This window comes from Steroidobacter agaridevorans, assembly GCF_009932555.1.
Taxonomy (GTDB): domain Bacteria; phylum Pseudomonadota; class Gammaproteobacteria; order Steroidobacterales; family Steroidobacteraceae; genus Steroidobacter; species Steroidobacter agaridevorans.
Genome location: NZ_BLJO01000010.1, coordinates 235,963 through 258,357 on the forward strand (window position 1 = coordinate 235,963; position 22,395 = coordinate 258,357).

Consider the following 22,395-nt stretch of genomic DNA (forward strand, 5'->3'; position numbering starts at 1 on the left):
CTGTTGGCCCAGCCGTGAACGCGCCGTGAAAAATCAAACCGACTGATTGGTGCCGGGGGCGAATGGGATTTCGCTCGCTTATGGAGCGATGCCTGCTGGGCAATGGAATCTTTCCTGGGGGGAAAGAAAGATGGATAAGTTCACCTGCATGGTGGCGTTGGCGAGAGTGGTCGAATTGGGGAGCTTCGCCGAGGCGGCGCGCCGGATGGGAGTTTCTGCGCCGATGGTGACCAAGTACATCGGGCACCTGGAACAGGAACTCGGCTCGCGCCTGCTGAATCGATCGACGCATTCCCTGAGCCTCACCGACGTCGGACAGCTTTATCACCAGCGTTGCGTCCAGATTCTGGAAGATATCGAGGAGGCGGAAGCGGTGGCCGGCGCCAACAGCGCGGTGCCCCGCGGCTCATTGAAGATCTGCGTTTCCGGAGCCTTCGACCTGTCGCATGTCGGACCGGTGCTGCTGGAATACTCGGCGCGCCACGGCGATGTGCGGCTGGAGGTGACGGTCAGTAATCATTTCGTGGATCTGGTGGAGGAAGGCTTCGATCTGGCGGTACGCGCCAGTAGCCATCTGCGCACCAATCTCACGACGCGCAAGCTCGCCACCTCGCGCTTGGTGGCGTGTGCATCGCCGGCGTATCTGAAAAAGAATCCGCAGCCGGAGATCCCGGAGAACCTGCTCCATCACAACTGTCTCGCATTCACCGATACCGCGCCGACGTCGCAGCAATGGCGCTTCGAGCGCGATGGGCGCAATTCGATGGTGCAGGCGTTGGGAACGTTGCGCGCGACCAGCAATGAGTTGCTCAAGCAAGCCGCGCTGCGCGGCCAAGGCGTGGTCCTGCAGCCGACCTTCAATGTTTATCAGGAGCTGCGCGCGGGGACGTTGCAACAGGTGCTGGCCGAGTACGACGCAGGCTCGCTGGGGATCTATTTGATCTATCCGCAGCGTCGGTATCTGGCGACCAAGGTGCGAAGCTTTATCGAGCTGTTGGATGGACGCTGGGGTACGGACCCGGAAGCGGATCCGTTCTGGAACGGCAGCGGCGCCTAGCCGCTGCGCTCCAGTTCCCATTGTCCCCACGGCACGCCCCGGCGCACATGGACACCGAAGCCAGCGTGTTCGAAATGTCGCGCCAGCCGCGAGCGATACCAGCTCGCGCGGCGTAGAGTGATGTTGCTATCGCTCGTGTCGCGATCGGCGTTGTCGCGCCAGTCTTCTTGCGTCGGCGCATGAAAGTACAAGGCGCCGCGTGACAAACGCGCAAGATTCGCCATTGCTTGCGCGCTTTCCCGGTCAGACAAGTACTGCATCACGTCATAACAAACGATCAGATCGAAGCGGCCGCGCGGCCGATAGTCGGCGAGCGATTCGTTCACCCAGCCATGTTCCTGGCAGAGGTGCTCACTCACCTCCAGCCCGATATACGTAGCCTCGGGAAAGGCGTCGAGCAGTGGCGCGCGCAACCACCCAAGTCCGCAGCCCGCATCGAGAATCCGCTTCACCGGCAACTCCAGCTGCTTGACCAGCGCGGCCACCATGCCGGCGCGTCTGGCCATCTCGTCACGGGTTGTAACCCGCGTCTGCGGATTCATATAGAAGCGCTGATAGAAGCGGGCGTCGAAGCGGTTGGACATCTGATCGATGGACCTGGCTGGCGTCGGCGGGAGTTTACTTGGCTTGCGGGTCGTTCTTGATAGTCGTACGCCCGACCCCACCTAGTCCGCTATGCCCTACCTGGAACTCAACCATGGCCTTTCGTAACCCGCCGTCGTGGATGTGGGCCGAAGCCTGCGAAATGTTGGAACGCGCGCAACAACTGCAGCGCCAGTTCTTTCGTTTCGGCAGCACGGTGGCAGCTCAGCCACGCTGGGAACCGCCCATCGACATCCTCGCTTATGGCAACGAGGTTCATGTCGCCGTGGCGTTGCCCGGTGTTGCCCCCGACCGCATCGAGGTCCGCACCGACAGCGGACTGTTGATCGTCAGTGCCACGCGCGCATTGCCGGTGACCAGTCACCACACCGCGGTCCATCGGCTGGAAATTCCATACGGAAGTTTCGAGCGGCGCATCGCGCTGCCTGAAGGACATTATCAATTGCTGGAGCAGGCATATACCAACGGTTGCCTGCTTCTGCGGCTGGCACATCGCTAATTGGCGGGGAGCCTCATTCACATGACCGACGCAAATCGCAAAGATTCTCAGCAGCCACAAAGCAGCGGCGCCGATACGCACACCATCACCGATGACATGCTGGTCATCGTGCCGGTGCGCAACCTGGTGCTGTTCCCTGGCACCGTGGTGCCCGTGGCCATCAATCGCGACCGCTCGCTCGCGGCCGCGCAGGAAGCCGTGCGTAACAATCGCAAGGTCGGCTTCCTGTTACAGCATGATCCCGATCTACAGGCGCCCACCGGCAGCGATCTGTATGCGACCGGCACGGTCGCGAACATCGTGCGCTATGTAACGGGCGCCGACGGCACGCATCACCTGGTCGTCCAGGGTGAGCGCCGCTTCCGTGTGCTCGACTGGCAGAACGGTCTGCCTTACATGGTCGCGCGCGTGGAATATCTGCCGGATCCGAGCAACGTCGGCAGCGACGTTGAAGCTCGCGCGCTCAACTTGAAGCGCCTCGCGGCCGAGGCCATCAGCCTGTTGCCGCAAGCGCCGGCGGAGCTCTCCAATGCCATCCAGTCGGTCGAATCGGCTTCGACGCTGGCCGATCTGGTCGCAAGCTTCATGGATGTGAAGCCGGCGGAGAAGCAGGAACTCCTCGAAACGCTCGATCTGAAGGTGCGCCTGGAGCGCGTCAGCGCCTTGTTACAAAAGCGCATCGAAGTGTTGCGGCTCCAGCGTCAGCTGGAAGAAAAGACGCGCGACGCGATCGACGAGCGTCACAAAGAAGTCCTGTTGCGCGAACAGCTGCGCCAGATCCGCAAGGAGCTGGGCGAAGAAGGCGAGGCCGGCGAAGAGATCGCCGAGCTGCGGGAAGCCATCGAGAAGGCCGGCATGCCGGAAGAGGCCAAGGAGCAGGCCGAGAAAGAGTTGAAGCGGCTGGAGCGCATGAGCGACGCCAGCGCCGAGTACTCGATGCTGCGCACCTGGCTGGATTGGATGATCCAGCTGCCCTGGTCGAAGCTGGATAAGGAGTCGATCGAGATCGAGCATGCCCGCAAGGTGCTCGACGAGGACCACTTCGGCCTGGACAAGATCAAGCGACGCATCGTCGAGTACCTCGCCGTGCGCAAGCTCAATCCGCAAGGTCGCAGCCCGATCCTGTGCTTCGTCGGCCCGCCGGGCGTGGGTAAGACGTCGCTGGGTCAGAGCATCGCGCGCTCGCTGGGCGTGAAGTTCGCGCGCGTCAGCCTGGGTGGCGTGCATGACGAGGCCGAGATTCGCGGCCACCGTCGCACGTACATCGGAGCGCTCCCGGGCAACATCATTCAGGCGATCCGCAAGGCAGGCACGCGCAACTCGGTGCTGATGCTGGACGAGATCGACAAGCTCGGCGCCGGCATCCAGGGCGATCCGTCGGCGGCGTTGTTGGAAGTGCTCGATCCGGAGCAGAACAACACGTTCCGCGACAATTACCTGGGCGTGCCGTTCGATCTGTCGAAAGTGGTGTTCATCGCCACGGCGAACATGCTCGACACCATCCCCGGCCCGTTGCGCGATCGTATGGAAGTGATCGAGCTCACCGGCTACACCGAGGATGAGAAGGTGGAGATCGCCAAGCGCTACCTGATGCGCCGTCAGCTCGAAGCGAACGGCTTGAAGCCCGAGCAGGCGTCGATCACGGACGACGCGCTTCGCCAGATCGCGCGGGATCACACTCGCGAGGCTGGCGTGCGTAGCTTCGAGCGCATGATCGGCTCGGTACTGCGTAACGTAGCGGTAAAGATCGCGGAAGGCACGATTACTCAACAGACCGTCGATGTCGACGATCTGGCGGGCATTCTCGGCGCCCCGCGTTTCGAGAACGAAGTGGCGATGCGCGTCAGCGTGCCGGGCGTGGCCACGGGCCTGGCGTGGACGCCGGTGGGTGGCGACATCCTGTTCATCGAGTCGACGCGTGTACCGGGCAACGGCAAGCTCATTCTCACCGGCCAGCTCGGCGACGTGATGAAGGAGAGCGCGCAGGCAGCGTTGTCACTGCTGAAGTCGCAAGCAGCGCGACTCGGCATCGATACGACGGTCTTCGACAAGAGCGACGTGCACATTCACGTGCCCGCGGGCGCAATCCCGAAGGATGGCCCGAGCGCCGGCGTGTCTATGTTCACGTCACTGGTCTCGCTGTTCACCAACAAGACGGTGCGCAGTGACCTGGCGATGACCGGCGAGATCAGCCTGCGAGGCCTGGTGTTGCCGATCGGCGGCGTGAAGGAGAAGACGGTAGCTGCGCATCGCGCGGGCATCCGCAAGGTGCTGCTGCCGGCGCGCAATCGCAAGGATCTGGAGGATGTGCCGAAGAGTGTGCGCGACGAAGTCGAGTTCGTGTTCTGCGAACGTGTCGACGACGTGGTCCGCGAAGCGCTCGACATCAAGTTGAACGTAGCTCAGGTCAACGCAGCGGCCTGATTCGATGAGCAGATTCCAATGAGCACGCCGAGGGTGGGTCCTCCACCCTCGGCCCTGAACCCGTCCTGAACTCCTGGCACGCGGCGTGCAGACCAATCAGCATGAATCGCATTGCAAGATTGGCGCGAAGGGAGTAATCAGTGAGTCATGTTCCGCACTCAACCGAGTGAGATGCGCAACTTCAGCGCGTTCCAGCGTCGCCTTCCGCGAGCTGCGCAGGTCTTCATTATTCCTTCTTTATCGGCGCCGCCGATCTTTACAGCTCGACGCCATCGTCAGGCGCACCCGCATGGCGCACATGTGTACGGAACATGTTCGGCCATAGCGCAGTCTTTGAGAGTAGGGTTGTCGGCAATCGCCCCAAGGCGCGAGGGGTGCGATGAGAAGCAGCGAAACCCTCAGCAACTCCGAGCGAGGTACCGGAGTATGCTGGTTACGAATCGGGACAGTGTGAACTGCGTGCAAGAGCATGCTGTCGTAACAGGTATATAGATCCCGCGAGCCCTGACATTTCATGGCTCGCTGATTGGAGGGCGGTTCGATGACGTCAGACAGCCCCAGAGGAAGTTCGCAACGCGGCGAGAACTTCGTCGAGGCCTTGAGCGCCTACAGCCGATTCCATCGTGCCCAACACTGGTCGGGCACGTTTGGTGAGTTCCTTCGCACCGTTGTCCCAGGCAATACGCGGCAACTGGCCCGTAGCAGCCATGAATATCTATGGGACATGCTCAATTGGTTCGGCAAAACCTCTCCCGGCGCCAACGGCAGTAACACCGGCAACGGCAATGGCGCCGCGAACGGCAATGCCAACAGCGAAGGCGCCGGCTCCAAGGAGCTGTTCAAGCGCGAGCTGTTCGGCATCGATGAGCCGCTCGGCCGCATCGTCGATTATTTCAAGGCGGCCGCCGCCGGCTCCGATGTCGGCAGACGCTTGTTACTGCTGCTAGGCCCGCCGTCCGGTGGCAAGTCCACCATGGCCATCCTGTTGAAGCGCGGTCTCGAGGAATACAGCCACACCGATGAAGGGGCTATGTATGCCTTGCAGGGCTCGCCGATGCATGAGTCGCCACTGAATCTCATTCCCGCAAGTTTGCGCGGCGAGTTCCGAGATACGTATGGCGTGGAGATCAAAGGTGAGCTGAGTCCGTGGGCACGCGATCGTCTGGAGCGCGAGTTCGAAGGCGACTTCCTGCGCATGCCCGTCGAGCGCATCTTCCTTTCAGAAGCGTCGCGCGTGGGCGTCGGCACTTATGCGCCACACGATCCGACCACCGCGGACCTCGCGGACCTGGTCGGCTCCGTTGATCTGTCCAAAGTGGCTCAATACGGTGACGAAGGCGATCCGCGTGCGTGGTCGTGGTCGGGCGCGGTGTATGCCGCCAGCCGCGGCGTGCTCGAGATGATCGAAATCCTGAAGGTGAAGCGCGAGTTCCTGTATCTGCTGTTGACGCTCACCCAGGAAAAGAACGTCAAGGTGTCGCGCTTCCCGCTGATCTATCTGGACGAGACCATCCTCGCGCACACCAACCTGGCGGAATTCCACAAGTTCCTGCAGGAGAAGGAGAACGAGGCGCTGCTCGACCGCATGGTCATCGTCAAGGTGCCTTACACACTGTCGTACTTCGAGGAATCGCGGATCTACAACAAGCTGGTGTCCGCGGCGCCCGCGTTTCGCGATGTGCATCTGGATCCGCACGCACTCAAGCTAGCCGCGGTGTTCGCGGTGCTGACGCGCCTTTACAAGCCCGAGCGTGAAGGCCTGGACCTGTCGAAGAAGCTGCGTCTGTACGCGGGCGAGAGCGTGGAAGGCTTCCCGGAGACAGAGATCACACGGCTGCGTGCCGAAGCGCCCGAAGAAGGCCTGACAGGTGTCAGTCCCCGCTTTATCGTGAATTCGATTTCCAACGCCATCACGCGCACCGACAAGAAGAGCCTGACCAGCATGGAAGTGCTGCTCGCGCTCAAGGACTCGATCGAAACCGATGCGCGCATGGATGCGAAGGCGAAGAAGTTGTGGATCGATTATCTGGTGCTGGCGCGCAAGGACTTCTACAACCGCTGGGTGAAGGAAGACGTGCACCGCGCGCTGTTCGCTTCGTTCGAGGACGAAGCCCAGCAGTTGCTGGATAAGTATCTGGATGAAGTGGAGGCCTCGCTCGATCACCGCGAAGTCACCGATCCGATCACCGGCGAGTCGCGTCCGGCCGACGAGCGCTTCCTGCGCTCGGTCGAGGACAAGATCAAGGTATCGGAATCGGGCAAGCTGACATTCCGTCAGGAAGTGGTGCGCAAGGCCATGGTGGCGTACAAGGCTGGTGAGAAATTCACCCTCAACAGCCACTCGCGCATGCGCGAGGCCATCGAGCAGTACTTGTTCGAGGAGCGGCGTGACGTGTTGCGCCTGGTGACATCGGCGGCGCGGCCGGACGACGAAGCCCGTAAGAAAATTTCCGCGGTTCAGGACCGCCTGACTTCGGAGTACGGTTACGACGATCACAGCGCCAAGGAAGCGCTGAGTTACGTGACGACTTTGCTCGCCCAAGAGTAGTCCAGGAAGTGAACCGGACGGCGTTCTGAGGAGTAGTCTTTATCTAAAGGCCCATCCATGACGCACTCTCCAGGAGTACTGTAGCTGCAAGGTCGAATGAGACGGGGGTTGCGAGCAACATGAGCGACATCCCAACGGGAAGTGATTCTGGCAATCGCACCCCGGGCGAGGCCGGTTGGTACGACCTCTTCTCGCGCGGCGCGCGAGACTGGCTGCGTCACAACGACAAGGTGCGCGACGCCGTGCGGCAGCATCTGCCTCAGATCGTGGCCGGCGCCGACGTGCTCACGGGTGGTGCAAGCACCGTGCGCGTGCCGGTGAAGATGCTGGAGCACTATCGTTTCCGGTTGCGCAATTCCAACGAGCAACAAGGCGTCGGGCAAGGCCAGGCCAAGCCCGGCGATCGCATCGGCCGGCCACAGCAGGACAGCGAGAATCAACGCGGTCAGGGCGGCAATGAAGACGGCGGCGTGCAATACACGCTGGAGTTCCGCATCGACGACATCGTCGACTGGCTGTGGGAAGAGATGAAGCTGCCGAATCTCGAGGCCAAAGCCGGACGCGCCAAGGAAGATGACTGGACGCGCGAAGGCTGGGACCGGCGCGGCGCGCGCTCACGGCTCGATCGTCGGCGCTCCATGAAGGAATCCATCAAGCGTCGTGGCGTGCAATCCGCCAGCGGCGCCGAGTCGCCTTCATTCACCGATGACGATCTGCGCTATCGCCAGCTCGCGAAGCGCGAGCAGCCGGCCATGCAAGCGGTCGTCGTGCTGTTGCTCGACGTCTCGGGCAGCATGGGCGAGCGCGAGCGGCAGATCTCCAAGACGTTTTTCTTCTGGGCCATTCAGGGCCTGCGCCGGCAGTATCGGCATCTGGAGCTGGTGTTCGTCGCGCATACCTCCGAAGCCTGGGAGTTCGAAGAGGACGAGTTCTTCAAGGTCACCGGCACCGGCGGCACGGTCGCCTCGGCCGGCCTGAAGAAAGTGCGTCAGATCATCGACGAGCGTTACAGCCCGAGCCAGTACAACATTTATTTGTTCTACGCCTCCGACGGCGAGAACTTCCCGTCCGATCAACCGCAGGCGCAGGCCGCCCTGGAAGAGGTGTCCGGCGACTGCAATTACAGCGGCTTCCTGGAAGTCGCACCGTTGGCCGGCTCCGCGCCGGATAGCGAAATCGGCAGGCTGTTCGTCGACCTGTCACGGGATGACGATAGCGTCGGCGCGTATCGGGTCAGCGGCACCGATGACATCTGGAATGCCGTTCGGCATTTCTTCACCCACGCTTCGCAGGGGTCCTGAGTCGCTCATGCCTGAACCGATGCACACAGAAGATTGGCAATCCCACATCTCGCGCATCGAACAGCTGGCTCGTGCGCAGGGATTGAAATACCACCCCGTCGAATTCGAGGTGGTGCCGGAAAGCTTCATGACCGAGATCGCGATCTACGGTCTGCCGGTGCGCATGCCGCACTGGTCTTTCGGAGTTCGCTACATCTATCAGCTGATCCAGCATCGCATGGGGCTGTCACGGCTGTTCGAAGTCGTGTTCCCCGGCAATCCGGGTCGCGCGTATCTCGCGAAGAGCAATAGCGCGGCGGAAAACGTGCTGGTGACTGCGCACGTGCTCGGTCATGCGGACTTTTCCGCGAACAACATGTTGTTCCGTCGCAGCCAGGATCAGGTCGGCGAACACATCGTCGAACAGGCAGCGGCGCATGCGCGCCAGATTGCCATGGCCATCGAGGAGCATGGCCTGGAACGCGTGGAGCTCGTGCTCGACGCGGCGTTGTCGCTGGAACAACACATCGATATCGATCAGGGTCTGCGTCGCCCCCGTTATCCTGAAACCATTGCAGAGCGCGGCCTGCCGGTGAACGATGAGTTCGCGAAACGGTTTGCTTCGCTCGGTCCGGACACGGTGCGCCCGACCCACAGCGGCCCGGCGAAGAAAGCCCCCATCCCGCCGCATCCCGAAAGCGATCTGCTGTGGTTCATCGCGCAGTACGCGCCGGAGATGGAGCCTTGGGAGCGGGACATCTTCCTCGCGGTCCGCGAAGAGTCGTTTTATTTCTATCCCGTGTTCGCCTGCCAGATCATGAACGAAGGCTGGGCTTCGTACTGGCACGCGCGACTGTTACGCGAGGCGGACTTCCTGCCCTCGGCGGCTTACGTGGACGCGATCAAATGTCACTCGGATGTCGTACGCCCGACCGCGAGCGGCGACAACGTGGCGCTCGCGACCAATCCGTATCACCTGGGCTTCTCCATCTGGGAAAAGATCGTCGAGGCACAGGGCCTCGAAGCCGCTCGCCGGATCATGGCCGAAGACGACGACTTCTCGTTCGTGCGCAACCATCTCACTCATGACCTGGCCACGGAATTGAAGCTGTTCCGCTTCAAGGGCCCGGCCACCGGCACGCTGACCGTGCAGGAAATGGATCTGCCGATGCTTCACGAGGCGTTGCTGCATCCGAAGTACGGCTTCGGCGCGCCGCGAGTGAGCGCGTCTCGCATTCATGTGGATGGCAAGCTCGAGCTGGTGCACGACCATGTCACCGACGGCCGCGGCCTCGATCCGGAACGTGCCAGGAAAGTGCTGGAATACGTCGCGAAAGTGTGGCGACGCCCGGTGACCATGGCCACCGTCGACAACGATCAACGCAGTGTCGAGATTTCCGTTTCGCCCGGCCTGACGCCGAGCTTCACTCGCTGAGGAGTGGCGGCGACTTCAGGCCGCGGAAGCTGACAGGAACCGCGCCTTGTAATCCTGCACGAACGCTTCGAGAGAGCGCGGCGGACGGCCGGTCACGTCCTGAACGACGGTATTGGGCGGGACATTGAGCATGTTGGACGCGCACGCGTCCCAATATTCCAGCTTCGCTTCAATCATCACCGGCGACAGACCCTTACCCTGCAGCCACCCACGGGCTTCGTTGGCAGTGATGTCATGGTAGCGGACCGGTTTGCCGAGAATATGACTGAGCCTGTCAGCGATTTGCGGAAAGCTAAGCGACTCCGAGCCGGTCACCGTATAGATGCGTCCCGCATGCGAAGGATCTTTCAAAGCAGCGACCGCGACGGCGGCCACGTCCCGTGCGTCGACCCAGCTCCAGGCATTGGAGCGGAACGGGCCGGCAATCAGCCCTTGCTGGGCGATCGTGGGCGCGAATTCGAACAACAGCTGGAGCATGTAAGCGGGGCGCAGCCGGGTCACGGCAACGTCCGGACAAGCGGCCACGCCGCTTTCGGCCTGGCCCAGCCAGCGGAGCATGCGGGCACAACACATCTGCGGATTGGCGCCGACGCCGGACAGCTGAACGAAGCGTTTGACGCCGGCCGCCTTGGCGGCATTGGCCATTTTCAGATGGGCTTCGGCGATGTGTGGGGAATAGCCCGAGGCCAGGAAGGCAGCCTCGACACCCTCGAAGGCGCGCTGCAGACTGCTCGGGTCATCCGGATCGGGGCGGACTGCCTCGATATTCGAGGCCTTGATCGGCAGATCGACGGGTTCCTGCAATAGGGCACGGACCGCCACGGGCTGATTGGCTAGCTCGGCGAGCACTGCTCGGCCTACATGGCCCGTTACGTCCGTCACCAGAAACATCGTTCAATCCCCCAGTAGCAGGTCTTGATCAAGGGTTGCGAAATTGGGCGATACATTAAGCAAGCTTCGGATTGCGGTAAACCACCGCGAGAGCAAAAACTTCGTGCGTTACGGTCATCAATGGAGAGCCTACAATGCGCCCACGTCACGGTTCCGTGACTGCAGGGAAAGAATTCTTTGAATGAACAATTTCAGTGACATCGTAGCCTTCGTGCGTGTCGTTGAAGCCCACAGCTTCGTCGCCGCCGCACAGACGCTAGGTATGTCCCCTTCGGCGATAAGCAAGGCGGTCAGCCGCCTCGAGGAACGCCTGGGGGCGCGCCTACTCAATCGCACTACCCGTTCGCTGAGTTTGACCGACTTGGGGACCGGCTTCTATGAGCGTTGTCGTGAAGCGCTCGGCCAGCTCGACCAGGCGGAAAACGAGGTCTCGGAATCTCGGGGTGTTCCGCGTGGCAAACTTCGCGTGGACGTGCCCATTTCCCTGGGCCGCAAGATCATCGTGCCGGCGCTGCCGCGGTTCATCGAACAGAATCCCGAGCTGACGGTGCAGATGAGCATGAACGATCGGGTGATCGACCTGGTGCAGGAGGGCATCGACGCGGCCCTGCGGGTCGGCAATCTCAGCGACTCCAGCTTGATCGCGCGGCGTGTCGGCAACTTGCGCGGCGTTACCTGCGCCTCGCCTGAATATATCGAGCGCATGGGCGGTCCGCCGAAATCGCCGGAGGATCTCAAGCCCGAGCAATGCATCGCCATGTTCCGCCCGGGCAGCAATCAGATTCGTGACTGGATGTTCCGGAAGGAGGGGGTCGACCTCACCATCATTCCGGCGGCGCCATTGTCGTTCAGCGATCCCGAATCCGCCGTGGCCGCGGCCGTGAGCGGCGCGGGCTTCGTTCGCACGCTGGACTTCACGGCCGAAGCGCAAATCGCGTCGGGATTGTTACAACCGGTGTTGGAAGATTGGAACGACGGTGCATGGTGGCCGGTCTCCGTGGTCTATCCACAGCATCGGCAGCCGACGGCGAAGATTCGCGCCTTCATTGAATTCGTGAGCGGCCTGTTCCCGCAGGTCACGCCCGATCGAGTGCCGCTCAATGGCGCCGATGCAGCTCCAGCTCGTATCACACGTATGGCGGCCGCCGCGCCGCCCTGACCTCAGACATGCCAGAAGTTCTCATCCGCCATGCAATGGCGGCAATTCTTTTCCTGTTCTCATCGACTTCGTTGGCGCAAGACCTGAAGAAAGTCGACTTCGAGGCGCCCGCGGCTGATGCGTGCGCGTTCGAGAATCTGACGCTCCCGAAAGATTTGCGCGTTTATGCGGCGGGCGCCTATTCCGGCCGGCGACTGGGCTATGCGCTCGATGAGAGCGGACACGAAGCGACTCGTTTCGACATCACCGTGAACAGCCCTTCGCAATCGGTCGCGCTGCTGCTGGGGGCCTACGAGCCGAGCGTTTGGAATATCAGTTGGAGCAAAGGCACCCGAATCGTCGCGGTGATGATCTCCGGTTACCACCACCAGGCGGTCGTCGGCCTGGAAGAGTCGGTCCCGGTCTTGAAGAGCAGCTACGACAATCCGGGTCCCTGCGGATATTTCTATGTGAGCGGTGCGCAGAGCGGTTCGGTCAACCCCATCGCCCGCAAGCTTTTCCAACAGCCGGTCAATCAGATTTTTCCCGGCTACAGCGACGGCACGATATTGGTCGGCGATTCGTTGTCGATCGACTCGGAGCTGCTGACTTCGCCGTGGTCTGGGCAAGCGGCTATCGATAGCGCCGTCGCGAAAGGTTTGCTTCGTCCAGCCACGCCCGCCGATACGGAGGCCTGGGCTCTGCTCACGACAGCAAGATCCCGGCCCGGGCTGGACAAAGCCTATGTCGTGCTCGCGCCCTTCACTTATCCGAGCGGCCTTTCCGGCGCGGATCCAGCGACCTTCTTCATTCTCCGAAACGTCCCTCGGCCCTCGGGCAACCCCGGTCAGTCCGCCGTTTATGATTTCAATTCGCTGACGTGCAGCGGGCCGCGGTGTGTGCGCTGACTGTGCGCGACGTCATCCGAGCTGAAATTTCATCCATTGAACCCTGCGACGCGCTCGAGCGGGCGCATCGTGACGATGCGTTGGCGTGGATCGACTCCGGTGCGGACCTGTGCCGAATTCACAAGCCGGCGACGCCGCCCAAGCATCTTGTTTCGTACTTCGTCCTGGTGGACGGCGATCATGTACTGCTCGTGGATCACAAGAACGCGCGACTCTGGCTCCCCACCGGCGGACACGTCGAGCCGGGCGAGCATCCGCGAGTCACTGTGATACGGGAGTTGGCGGAAGAGCTCGGACTGGAGCTAACGGAAGCTGTCGGCGCTCCCTTGATGCTGACCGTTGCCGACACCGTGGGCATCACAGCGGGGCATACCGATGTATCGCTGTGGTACGTCCTGAACGGAGATCGCCACGCCCCTCTCAATTTCGATACCGAGGAGTTTTACTCGATAAAGTGGTTTCACTTCGATGAAGCGCCGACCTTCCGAAGCGACCCGCATCTGTCACGGTTCTTGGGAAAGCTGGCTGGACGAAGATGAGTCGCAGGAACAAAAGTCATCGCCTTCCTGGCGCTTGCAGTGCCGCTGCCGGCATCGGCATGCGACTGCGAACCACAGAGCGGACCACTTGCAGCCCGGGCAAAGGCCAACTAGCCGTCACTCCTTTGGCGCGAAGTCATACTGCCCGCCGCGCTCCAGCGCGCGTCGATAGGCAGGGCGTGCGTGGATCTTTTGTAGAAAAGCATAGAGCCGCGGTCGGGTCTGATCCAAGCCGCCGCGCACCGCGGCTGCTTCCAGCGGGAAGCTCAGCTGGATATCGGCGGCGGTGAATTCATTACCCACGAACCATTCGCTGCGCCCGAGCTCGCCTTCCAGATAATCCAGGTGCAGCTGTAACTGCGGCGTAATAAACGTCTGCTTCACCTTCTGCGCGATCCCCCGCGCTACCGGACGGATGAAAAACGGCATCGGCCCGCCCTCGATTCGATCGAACACTAACTTTAGTAAGAGCCACGGCATGGCCGAGCCCTCGGCGTAGTGCATCCAGTACCCGTAGCGCAATCGCTCCTCGGAGCCCGCGGGCGGCGCCAATTTTCCGGCACCGTAACGTTCCACCAGATACTCGAGAATCAATCCAGACTCGGCAATGGTGCGTCCGTCGTCGGTAATCACCGGCGATTTACCTAGCGGATGGACCTTCTTCAGCTCCGGCGGCGCCAGCATGGTCCGGGCATCGCGCTGATAACGCTGAATTTCATAGGGCACGCCCAACTCTTCCAGCAACCACAACACTCGTTGCGAGCGTGAGTTGTTCAGGTGATGCACCACAATCATTCGGAGTAACTCCGTTACCTGCGACGTAATTGCCGCCGTGCCCTGATTGTCGCAATTCTGCAGCGACTGGATGCACTTAACGCGTATGTGACAGGGGTCTTTTGATGACGGCATATCGAAATAACCGATCGATTCGAGCGCGATTCCTGATCCGACTTCATCAATGTCGTGCGCTCAACCCGATTTCTCCTCTTGCGTCCGATGCCTAAAGTTGCGCCCCAGTCAGGCAGTGCCGCTGCCACACAGATCTGTCTTGAAGGTTTTAAGGGAGTCTCGAATGAACAATACAACTCGTGACAGCCAGCCCGCCGGTCGTTTTGTGACCGTTGTGTTGCCAGCGCTCGCCGCTGCCGTGCTGACGCTGCTGCTGCAGGGCTGCAGCAGTGAAGCGCAGACGCAAGCTGCCGCTCCGCTGCCGCAGGTTTCCGTCGCTGCCGCACTCGAGCGCGACGTGCAGGAATGGGATGAATTCACCGGCCGCCTCGAAGCGGTGGAATCGGTGGAGATTCGTCCGCGCGTCACTGGATATATCGAAAGCGTGAACTTCACCGAAGGCAGCATCGTAAAAAAGGGCGAGCTGCTGTTCGTGATCGATCCGCGTCCGTACCGCGCCGATCTGTCGAAGGCGGAAGCCGAGCTGGCTCGCGCCGTCGCCCGTGCAGAATTGAGCAATACCGATGTGGTGCGCAGTGAGAAGCTGCTCGGCGTGAAGGCCGTCTCTCGCGAAGAGTATGACCAGCGTCTCAACGCGCAGCGTGAATCGCAGGCCAACGTCGAAGCTGCTCGCGCCGCCGTGACCGCTGCGAAGTTGAATCTGGAATTCACTCGCGTGACGGCGCCGATCACCGGCCGCGTCAGCCGCGCTGTCGTCACTGCGGGCAACCTGGTGACGGGCGGTTCGACTCAGGCGACGCTGCTGACGACGCTGGTGTCGATCGATCCGATCTACGTGACCTTCGAAGGCGACGAGCAGGTGTATCTGAAGTACACCGAACTGGCGCGTCGCGGCGATCGTCCGAGCTCGCGCGACGCCGCCAACCCCGTGTTGATGGCGCTGGCGAACGAGCAGGGATTTCCGCACAAGGGCGCGATGACGTTCGTCGATAACCAGGTCGATCCGCGCACCGGCACGATCCGCGCCCGCGCTTCGTTCGAGAACAAGGACGGCTATCTCACGCCGGGCTTGTTTGCCCGAGTGAAGTTGCTGGGTCACAGCTCGCACAAGACCGTGCTGGTCGACGATCGCGCCATCGGCACCGATCAGAGCCAGAAGTTCGTTTACGTGGTCGATGGCGAGAACAAAGTCTCCTATCGCAGCGTGAAGGTCGGCCGGCTCACCGACGGCCTGCGCATCGTCGAAGACGGTCTGGCGCCCGGCGAGAACGTGGTCGTCAACGGCCTGCAGCGTGTGCATCCGGGCGTGATCGTCGCTCCCGAAAAGGTGGCGATGGATGCGCGGCTGAACGACAACGCGATGCTCGCGTCGACCAAGCCTTAAGTAATCAATCAAGTATTGCCTGGACCTGTTTGGCCGCGGCGCCTCTGGCGCCGCGGCTGTAGGGGACGCTTTCGCCCCCGTTTTGTGGGGAACACGCTATGAAATTCGCTCGCTTCTTCATCGATAGACCGATCTTTGCCGCGGTCGTCTCGATCGTCATCTTCCTGGTCGGCGCCATTGCGATGTGGCAGCTGCCGATCAGCCAGTATCCGGAAGTCGTGCCGCCGACCGTGGTGGTCAACGCCTCTTATCCGGGCGCCAATCCCAAGGTGATCGCGGAAACCGTCGCCGCGCCGCTGGAGCAGGAGATCAATGGCGTCGAGAACATGCTCTACATGTCCTCACAGGCCATGAGCGACGGTCAGATGACCCTGACTGTCACGTTCCGTCTCGGCACCAACATCGACACAGCACAGGTGCAGGTCCAGAACCGCGTGGCGCAGGCATTGCCACGCCTGCCTGAAGACGTGCGACGCGTCGGTGTCACGACGCTGAAGGCGTCGCCCGACTTGTTGATGGTCGTGCACCTCACTTCGCCCGATGGCCGTTACGACACCGTGTATCTGCGCAACTATGCGACGCTGCAGATTCGTGACGTGCTGGCTCGTCTGCCTGGCATGGGCGACGTGCGATTGTTCGGCTCGGGCGATTACTCCATGCGCGTGTGGCTCGATCCGGAGCGTATCGCGAGCCGCGGCTTGACCGCGGGCGATGTAGTCAACGCGATTCGCGAACAGAACGTCCAGGTCGCCGCTGGCGTGATCGGCGCGGATCCCGCGCCGGCGAACGTCGACTATCAGTTGAACGTCACCGCGTCCGGACGCTTGATCACCGAAGAACAGTTCGGCGACATCATCGTCAAGACGCTGCCCGACGGCTCCGTCACGACGCTCAAAGACGTGGCGCGCATCGAGCTCGATGCCGCCCAATATTCGTTGCGCAGCCTGTTGGGGAACAAGTCCGCCGTCGCGATTCCGGTCTCCCAGTCCCCGGGCGCCAACGCGCTCGAGCTGTCCGATGCCGTGCGCGCCACCATGAAGGAGCTGAGCAAGAACTTCCCTGAAGGCGTCAGCTACGAAATCGTGTACGACCCGACGATCTTCGTCCGCGACTCGATCAAGGCCGTGATCAAGACATTGCTGGAAGCGCTGGCGTTGGTCGTCATCGTCGTGATCGTGTTCCTGCAGACCTGGCGCGCCTCGATCATTCCGCTGCTGGCCGTGCCCGTCTCCATCATCGGCACGTTCGCGCTGATGCTCGCCTTCGGCTTCTCCATCAACGCGCTGTCGTTGTTCGGTCTGGTGCTGGCCATCGGTATCGTGGTCGACGATGCGATCGTGGTGGTCGAAAACGTCGAGCGCAATATCGAAAGCGGACTGTCGCCGTTGGAAGCGACCTACAAAGCCATGGATGAGGTCAGCGGTCCCATCATCGCGATTGCCCTGGTGCTGGTCGCGGTGTTCGTGCCGATCGCCTTCATCACCGGCCTGACCGGCGAGTTCTACAAGCAGTTCGCGTTGACCATCGCGATCTCCACGGTGATCTCTGCGATCAACTCGCTCACGCTGAGCCCGGCGCTGGCGTCGCTGCTGCTGAAGCCGCACGGTGCGAAACCGGACGCGCTGACGCGTGGCATGGACAAAGTGCTCGGCCGCTTCTTCCGGGCGTTCAACAACTTCTTCCATCGCTCCGGCGACAAGTATGTCGGCGGCGTGCGTGGCGTGCTCCGTCACAAGAGCATGACGATGGGTGTGTTCGCGCTGTTGCTGGTGGCAACCTGGGGCCTGTTCCAGGTCACGCCCAAGGGCTTCATCCCGGTGCAGGACAAGCAGTACCTGATCACGCTGATTCAGCTGCCGAACGCGGCGTCGTTGAATCGCACGGAACAAATCGTGCGTGAGGTGGGTGAGATCGGCATGAAGGTGCCCGGCGTGCACAACGCGGTGCAATTCCCCGGCTTGTCGGTGGCCGGTTTCACCAACAGCTCCAACTCAGCCATCGTGTTCTTCGCGCTGGACGATTTCGACAAGCGCAAGTCGCCGGAGCTGTCGGGCTTCGCCATTGCGCAGCAGTTGAACGGCGCGCTGAGCTCGATCAAGGAAGCGCAGATCGTGACGTTCCCGCCGCCGCCGGTGAACGGCCTCGGCACGCTCGGTGGCTTCAAGCTGCAGCTCGAGGATCGCGCTGACTTGGGCTACGACGAGTTGTACAAAGCAACGCAGGCGGTGATCGCCAAGGCGCGTCAGGCGCCCGAGCTCACCGGTGTGTTCTCGAACTACGAAGTGAACGTGCCGCAAATCCTCGCCGACGTGAATCGCGTCAAGGCGAAGGAGCACGGCGTGCCGCTCAACAATGTGTTCGAGACGCTGCAGGTGTATCTCGCGTCCCAGTACGTGAACGACTTCAATCGCTTCGGCCGCACCTACAAAGTGATCGCGCAGGCGGACTACGACTACCGCGCGAAGGCTGAAGACATTCTGCGATTGAAGACGCGTAACGAAGCGGGCGAGATGGTTCCGCTCGGCTCCGTCGTGCAGGTGTCGCAGACCTACGGCCCGGACCGCGTGTTCCGTTACAACGGCTATCTGACTGCCGACATCAACGGCGGCCCGGCGCCCGGCTATTCGACTGGCCAGGCGAAGGCGGTGATGGAGCGCATCCTCGCCGAGAATCTGCCGAACGGCGTGAAGTATGAGTGGACCGATCTCACCTATCAGGAAATCCTGGTCGGCAACAGCTCGGTGTTCGTCTTCCCGCTGTGCGTGCTGCTGGTCGTGCTGGTGCTCGCCGCACTGTATGAGAGCTGGACGCTGCCGCTGGCCATCGTCGCCATCGTGCCGATGGCGCTGCTGTCCGCGATCTTCGGTGTGTGGATCACCGGCGGCGACAACAACATCTTCACGCAGATCGCGCTGTTCGTGCTCGTGGGTCTGGCGAGCAAGAACGCGATTCTGATCGTCGAGTTCGCCAAAGACCGCGAGAAGGCCGGCGTCGATCCGTATAACGCCGCGCTGGAAGCCGCGCGTCTGCGACTGCGGCCCATCCTGATGACCTCGATCGCGTTCATCATGGGTGTGGTGCCGCTGGTGCTCGCGTCGGGAGCGGGTGCGGAGATGCGTCACGCCATCGGCATCGCCGTGTTCTCCGGCATGCTCGGAGTGACCTTCTTCGGCCTGTTCCTGACACCAGTGTTCTACGTCCTGCTGCGCGCGGCCGTCGTCAAGAAATTCCGTGCCGGCAACAAATCAGAGGCCATCGAAGGAGCGGCCCATCATGCGTAACCTGAAACAAGTAGCGTTGAGTGTGAGCAAGAAGTTGTCCGTTCTCGCGGTGAGCGCCGTACTCGCCGCCTGCGCGGTCGGGCCGGACTATCAACGGCCCGAGACAAAGTCTCCCGATGAGTTCGTGAGCACCGACGCGACGCAGTTCGCGACGGCCGATGTCGAGGGCGATTTCTGGAAGGCGTTCAACGATGAGCAGTTGAACTCGCTCATCGAAGAGGCGCTGGCCGCAAACCACGACATTCGCATCGCGACTGCCCGCCTGCGAGAAGCGCGCGCGATTCGTGGCGAGGCTCAGTTGGACTTCGCACCGACCGTGACCGCTTCGGCCGGTCAGACCGAATCGCGAGGCAGTTCGCGCCAGGCTCTCGGCTTTGCCCGTGACCAGGACTACTACGATGCGGGCTTCGACGCGTTCTGGGAGTTGGACTTCTTCGGTCGCATCCGTCGCAACGTCGAAGCGAACACGGCGTTGGTGCAGGCTGCAGAGGCGGGCGTGTACAGCACGCAAGTGAGCATCACTGCTGAAGTCGCCCGCAACTACTTCGAGTTGCGTGGCTCGCAGCAGCGGCTCGAGGTTGCTCAGCGTAACGCCGAGAACCAGCGCGAAACTTTGCGAATCACCACCGCTCGGCTCGATGCGGGCCGTGGCACGCAGCTCGACACATCACGCGCGCAAGCTCAGTTGTCCGCGACGCTGGCGACGATTCCGGATTTCGAATCGGACATCACTCGCAGCATCCTGCGTCTGGGCGTGCTGACCGGCAAGTCGCCCGAAGCGCTGTTCCCACAGCTCTCGGCGGTGCAGAAGCTGCCCACGCTGCCGACGACTCAAAACATCGGCACGCCGGAACTGCTGCTGCGTCGTCGCCCCGACATCATGGTTGCGGAACGTCAGCTGGCCTCGGCGACGGCGCAGATCGGTGTTGCGGTCGGCGACCTGTTCCCGCGTATCTCGTTCGTCGGACGCTGGGGCTTCGACGCCATCGACAGCGGCGACCTCGGCAAAGGCAGCAGCGAAAGTTACGCCTTCGGCCCGAGCATTCAATGGGCCGCGTTCGACCTCGGCCGCGTGCGTCAGCAGATCAAACAGCGCGAAGCTGCTACGGATCGTGCATTGGCCGTGTACCAACAAACAGTGCTTCAGGCGTTGGAGGAGACTGACGCGAGCATGACCGCGTACGTGAAGGCCAAGGTGAAGCAAGCTCACCTGCAAGACAGCACCACCGCTTCGCTCGAAGCCGTAACTCTGGCTCGCGCCCGTTACGAAAGCGGCGTCGCCGACTTCCTCACCGTCCTCGACGCGGAACGCAGCGCGCTAACGGCGGAAGATCAGCTGGCGCTGAGTGAAACACAGACAGCGACGGCGCTGCTGGCGACATACAAGGCGCTCGGCGGCGGCTTCCGGCCGTTGGATGCCAAGGCGTCGTTGTAAAGGCGACGCCTCTCGAAGTCCCGCTCTGCCCATGAGAGGCAGAGCGCGATCGAGCCATCTCAGCGTCGAGGTTGCCAGCAAATTCGGGATATTCTTGCTTGCCCTTAACCACATTTCCGTAAACCGGCAGTACTGGTCTTAGTAGTATTATTCAGTGCTAGCATGCCGATGTCGTCACTACCGTCGCTAATCGGGGGTTACTGAATGAGCAAAAAAACTGTCGCTGCTTCGGTCAATCGACAACAGCTCCTTGCCCCGTATGACGCAATCAAGGGTGTGCAAGCGGAGGCCCGAGAGCGCATGGAGCGGGTAAATCGCATCTTGCGCGAATCCAGAAACGCAGTTGCAGCAAAACGAGCTGCCGACCAGCGCCGCTAGTTTTCTGTGGGGTCCATGATGGCCCCGGCTCTGGTCAATGGCATCATATGCCGGAGCTCTACACCGCAAGCGATATCACACGAATAAGTGGCGCAGCGGGCGCCGACGCGACTCGCGAGCATGGTCGCAGCCCGTTTAGAAAAGATTACGGTCGCCTGCTGCATGCACCTTCCTTTCGACGCCTCCAAGGCAAGACGCAGTTATTTCCAGGAACCGAATCGGATTTTTTCCGCAATCGACTGACACACTCGCTGGAGGTGGCGCAGATTGCGGGCGGCATAGCGCAGCGACTGAACGCGAGCAACGCGCAGGACTATCAGATCGACCTCGATCTGGTGCAATTCGCCGGCCTGGCTCACGACTTGGGCCATCCTCCGTTCGGACACAACGGTGAACGGGCGCTCGACGAACTGATGCGCGAGTTCGGAGGCTTCGAAAGCAACGCCCAGACGCTCCACATTCTTGCGCAGGTCGAACGGAAGATTGTTTTGGACCGGGATGGCGTACGCAGGGACGACTGCGGACTCGACCTGTGCTATCGCACGCTCGCGTCGATCTTGAAGTACGACCACGCCATTGCATTCGTGCGCCCTGCGGAGGCCGACATCGACAAAGGCTATTACGCATCCGAAGCCAGCCTGGTCGAGACAGTAAAGGTGGCGTTATCACGGGGACATTCGGGGCAGTTCAAGACCTTGGAATGCCAACTCATGGAGTTGGCCGATGACATCGCGTACTCGACCTATGACCTCGAAGATTCGATGCATGCAGGTTTCGTCACGCCGCTGACCTTGATCGACTCACTGATGAACGACGAAGGAATCTGCGCGACCGTCCTCCGGAAGACCAACAGGAGTCTGCTGCAGAATTCCTATGAGTCAGTTTCATTTGCAGAGCTCTGTGAGGCAGCCGCGGGAATTTTCGGCGACACCGGCTTCGGCAACGGCTGCTCGGGGGCGCCTGATGCAAGCGAGCTGCTGAAAGCTGCACTAGCGGGAGTCCAGTGCTTTACCGTCGATCGCAACCTGAGTACGAACGGCAAGTGGCGAACGCGGTTCACGGCGGAACGTATCGGAGAATTGATAGGCAGCGTCGAGTTCGTCTGCAACGAATCTCATCCCGCCTTCTCGACCGTGCGCCTGACCCGCGATGCCTTGATTCAAGTCGAGATACTGAAGCATCTGAACTTCGAACTGGTCATCCGCTCGCCCCGACTGGCTGTTGTCGAGTATCGAGGCAAAGACATCGTCCGGGACATCTTCAAAGCGCTGCATGGGAGCAACGGCAGCCTGTTGCCAAATGACTGGAAAGGCAGGTACCGCTTGGCAACGAACGTGAGCGGGGCGGCTGCATGCCGCGTCATCTGCGACTTCGTCGCTGGAATGACGGATCGCTATGCCGTCGAGTTCCATTCCGCAATTGCGGGAGAAGGCGCCAGCATATTCAGACCGCTTTAGCGAACCTGAAGCGCACTGAACGGGCATCTTGAGGTTGTAAGATCACCTCATGAATGAGCAAACAACCCCACCGCGGACAAGACGCGGCGGAGGTTTCTATGCGCGTAAGCGAATTCATCGGAAACACCTGTCGAGACCGGAGAGCTGAGCCGAAACAAGACGCTGACTGGCAGGGATCGATAGCATGCTGCGCCGATTCCCCAGACCCGCTCTTGAACTCGCGTCATCG

At 61.5% G+C, this 22,395-nt stretch carries 17 protein-coding genes; 14 read left to right on the plus strand and 3 right to left on the minus strand.

Annotated elements, in window-relative coordinates:
* The first annotated feature begins 130 nt into the window (after nt 1-130).
* Nucleotides 131-1,057 (plus strand): LysR family transcriptional regulator, encoded by a 927-nt coding sequence (locus GYH35_RS30980; protein WP_161810125.1) that lies wholly within the window; start codon nt 131-133, stop codon nt 1,055-1,057.
* Here GYH35_RS30980 and GYH35_RS30985 read toward each other — a convergent pair.
* Nucleotides 1,054-1,641, minus strand: a complete 588-nt coding sequence (locus GYH35_RS30985; RefSeq protein WP_161830422.1) for a class I SAM-dependent methyltransferase — start codon at nt 1,639-1,641, stop codon at nt 1,054-1,056. The genes GYH35_RS30980 and GYH35_RS30985 overlap by 4 nt on opposite strands.
* Before the next feature lie 113 nt (nt 1,642-1,754).
* Between GYH35_RS30985 and GYH35_RS30990 the strand changes: the two genes are divergently transcribed.
* From GYH35_RS30990 to GYH35_RS31010, 5 genes are all read left to right on the plus strand, one after another.
* Nucleotides 1,755-2,159, plus strand: a complete 405-nt coding sequence (locus GYH35_RS30990) for an Hsp20/alpha crystallin family protein (RefSeq protein ID WP_161810127.1) — start codon at nt 1,755-1,757, stop codon at nt 2,157-2,159.
* Between the two features lie 21 nt (nt 2,160-2,180).
* On the plus strand, nt 2,181-4,583 hold the full coding sequence (gene lon, locus GYH35_RS30995) for an endopeptidase La (protein ID WP_161830423.1): 2,403 nt from the start codon (nt 2,181-2,183) through the stop codon (nt 4,581-4,583).
* 541 nt (nt 4,584-5,124) lie between these two features.
* Nucleotides 5,125-7,131 (plus strand): PrkA family serine protein kinase, encoded by a 2,007-nt coding sequence (locus GYH35_RS31000; protein ID WP_161810129.1) that lies wholly within the window; start codon nt 5,125-5,127, stop codon nt 7,129-7,131.
* A 119-nt stretch (nt 7,132-7,250) separates the two neighbouring features.
* On the plus strand, nt 7,251-8,432 hold the full coding sequence (locus tag GYH35_RS31005; RefSeq protein WP_161810130.1) for a DUF444 family protein: 1,182 nt from the start codon (nt 7,251-7,253) through the stop codon (nt 8,430-8,432).
* Between the two features lie 7 nt (nt 8,433-8,439).
* On the plus strand, nt 8,440-9,846 hold the full coding sequence (locus tag GYH35_RS31010; protein ID WP_202624882.1) for a SpoVR family protein: 1,407 nt from the start codon (nt 8,440-8,442) through the stop codon (nt 9,844-9,846).
* 15 nt (nt 9,847-9,861) lie between these two features.
* Here GYH35_RS31010 and GYH35_RS31015 read toward each other — a convergent pair whose 3' ends face one another.
* Nucleotides 9,862-10,737 (minus strand): NmrA family NAD(P)-binding protein, encoded by an 876-nt coding sequence (locus GYH35_RS31015; protein ID WP_161810132.1) that lies wholly within the window; start codon nt 10,735-10,737, stop codon nt 9,862-9,864.
* Between the two features lie 181 nt (nt 10,738-10,918).
* On the opposite strand from GYH35_RS31015, the gene GYH35_RS31020 reads away from it, so the two are divergent.
* Genes GYH35_RS31020 through GYH35_RS31030 form a run of 3 tightly spaced genes read left to right on the plus strand, consistent with a single transcriptional unit; the run spans nt 10,919 to nt 13,322 of the window.
* Entirely contained in the window at nt 10,919-11,896 is a 978-nt protein-coding gene (locus tag GYH35_RS31020; protein ID WP_161810133.1) for a LysR family transcriptional regulator, read from the plus strand.
* An 8-nt stretch (nt 11,897-11,904) separates the two neighbouring features.
* Nucleotides 11,905-12,783, plus strand: a complete 879-nt coding sequence (locus tag GYH35_RS31025; RefSeq protein ID WP_161830424.1) for a hypothetical protein — start codon at nt 11,905-11,907, stop codon at nt 12,781-12,783.
* A gap of 2 nt (nt 12,784-12,785) precedes the next feature.
* Nucleotides 12,786-13,322, plus strand: coding sequence for an NUDIX domain-containing protein (locus tag GYH35_RS31030; protein WP_161810135.1), 537 nt, complete (start codon nt 12,786-12,788; stop codon nt 13,320-13,322).
* Between the two features lie 117 nt (nt 13,323-13,439).
* On the opposite strand, the gene GYH35_RS31035 is transcribed toward GYH35_RS31030, so the two are convergent.
* Nucleotides 13,440-14,117, minus strand: a complete 678-nt coding sequence (locus tag GYH35_RS31035; RefSeq protein WP_161810137.1) for a glutathione S-transferase — start codon at nt 14,115-14,117, stop codon at nt 13,440-13,442.
* A 277-nt stretch (nt 14,118-14,394) separates the two neighbouring features.
* Between GYH35_RS31035 and GYH35_RS31040 the strand changes: the two genes are divergently transcribed.
* The 5 genes from GYH35_RS31040 to dgt all read left to right on the plus strand — a co-directional run bounded on the left by GYH35_RS31040 (nt 14,395) and on the right by dgt (nt 22,166).
* A complete protein-coding gene (locus GYH35_RS31040; RefSeq protein ID WP_161810138.1) occupies nt 14,395-15,615 on the plus strand; it encodes an efflux RND transporter periplasmic adaptor subunit in 1,221 nt (406 codons plus the stop codon).
* A gap of 98 nt (nt 15,616-15,713) precedes the next feature.
* The gene (locus tag GYH35_RS31045; protein ID WP_161830425.1) at nt 15,714-18,896 is read left to right on the plus strand and encodes an efflux RND transporter permease subunit; all 3,183 of its coding nucleotides are present in this window, start codon (nt 15,714-15,716) and stop codon (nt 18,894-18,896) included.
* Complete coding sequence (locus tag GYH35_RS31050) at nt 18,889-20,331, plus strand: efflux transporter outer membrane subunit (RefSeq protein WP_161830426.1); 1,443 nt, start codon at nt 18,889-18,891, stop codon at nt 20,329-20,331. Before GYH35_RS31045 ends, GYH35_RS31050 begins: the two co-directional genes overlap by 8 nt.
* A 204-nt stretch (nt 20,332-20,535) precedes the next feature.
* The gene (locus tag GYH35_RS31055) at nt 20,536-20,709 is read left to right on the plus strand and encodes a hypothetical protein (RefSeq protein ID WP_161830427.1); all 174 of its coding nucleotides are present in this window, start codon (nt 20,536-20,538) and stop codon (nt 20,707-20,709) included.
* Nucleotides 20,710-20,756: 47 nt separating this feature from the next.
* Nucleotides 20,757-22,166, plus strand: coding sequence for a dGTP triphosphohydrolase (dgt, locus tag GYH35_RS31060; protein ID WP_161830428.1), 1,410 nt, complete (start codon nt 20,757-20,759; stop codon nt 22,164-22,166).
* The last annotated feature ends 229 nt before the right edge of the window (nt 22,167-22,395 follow it).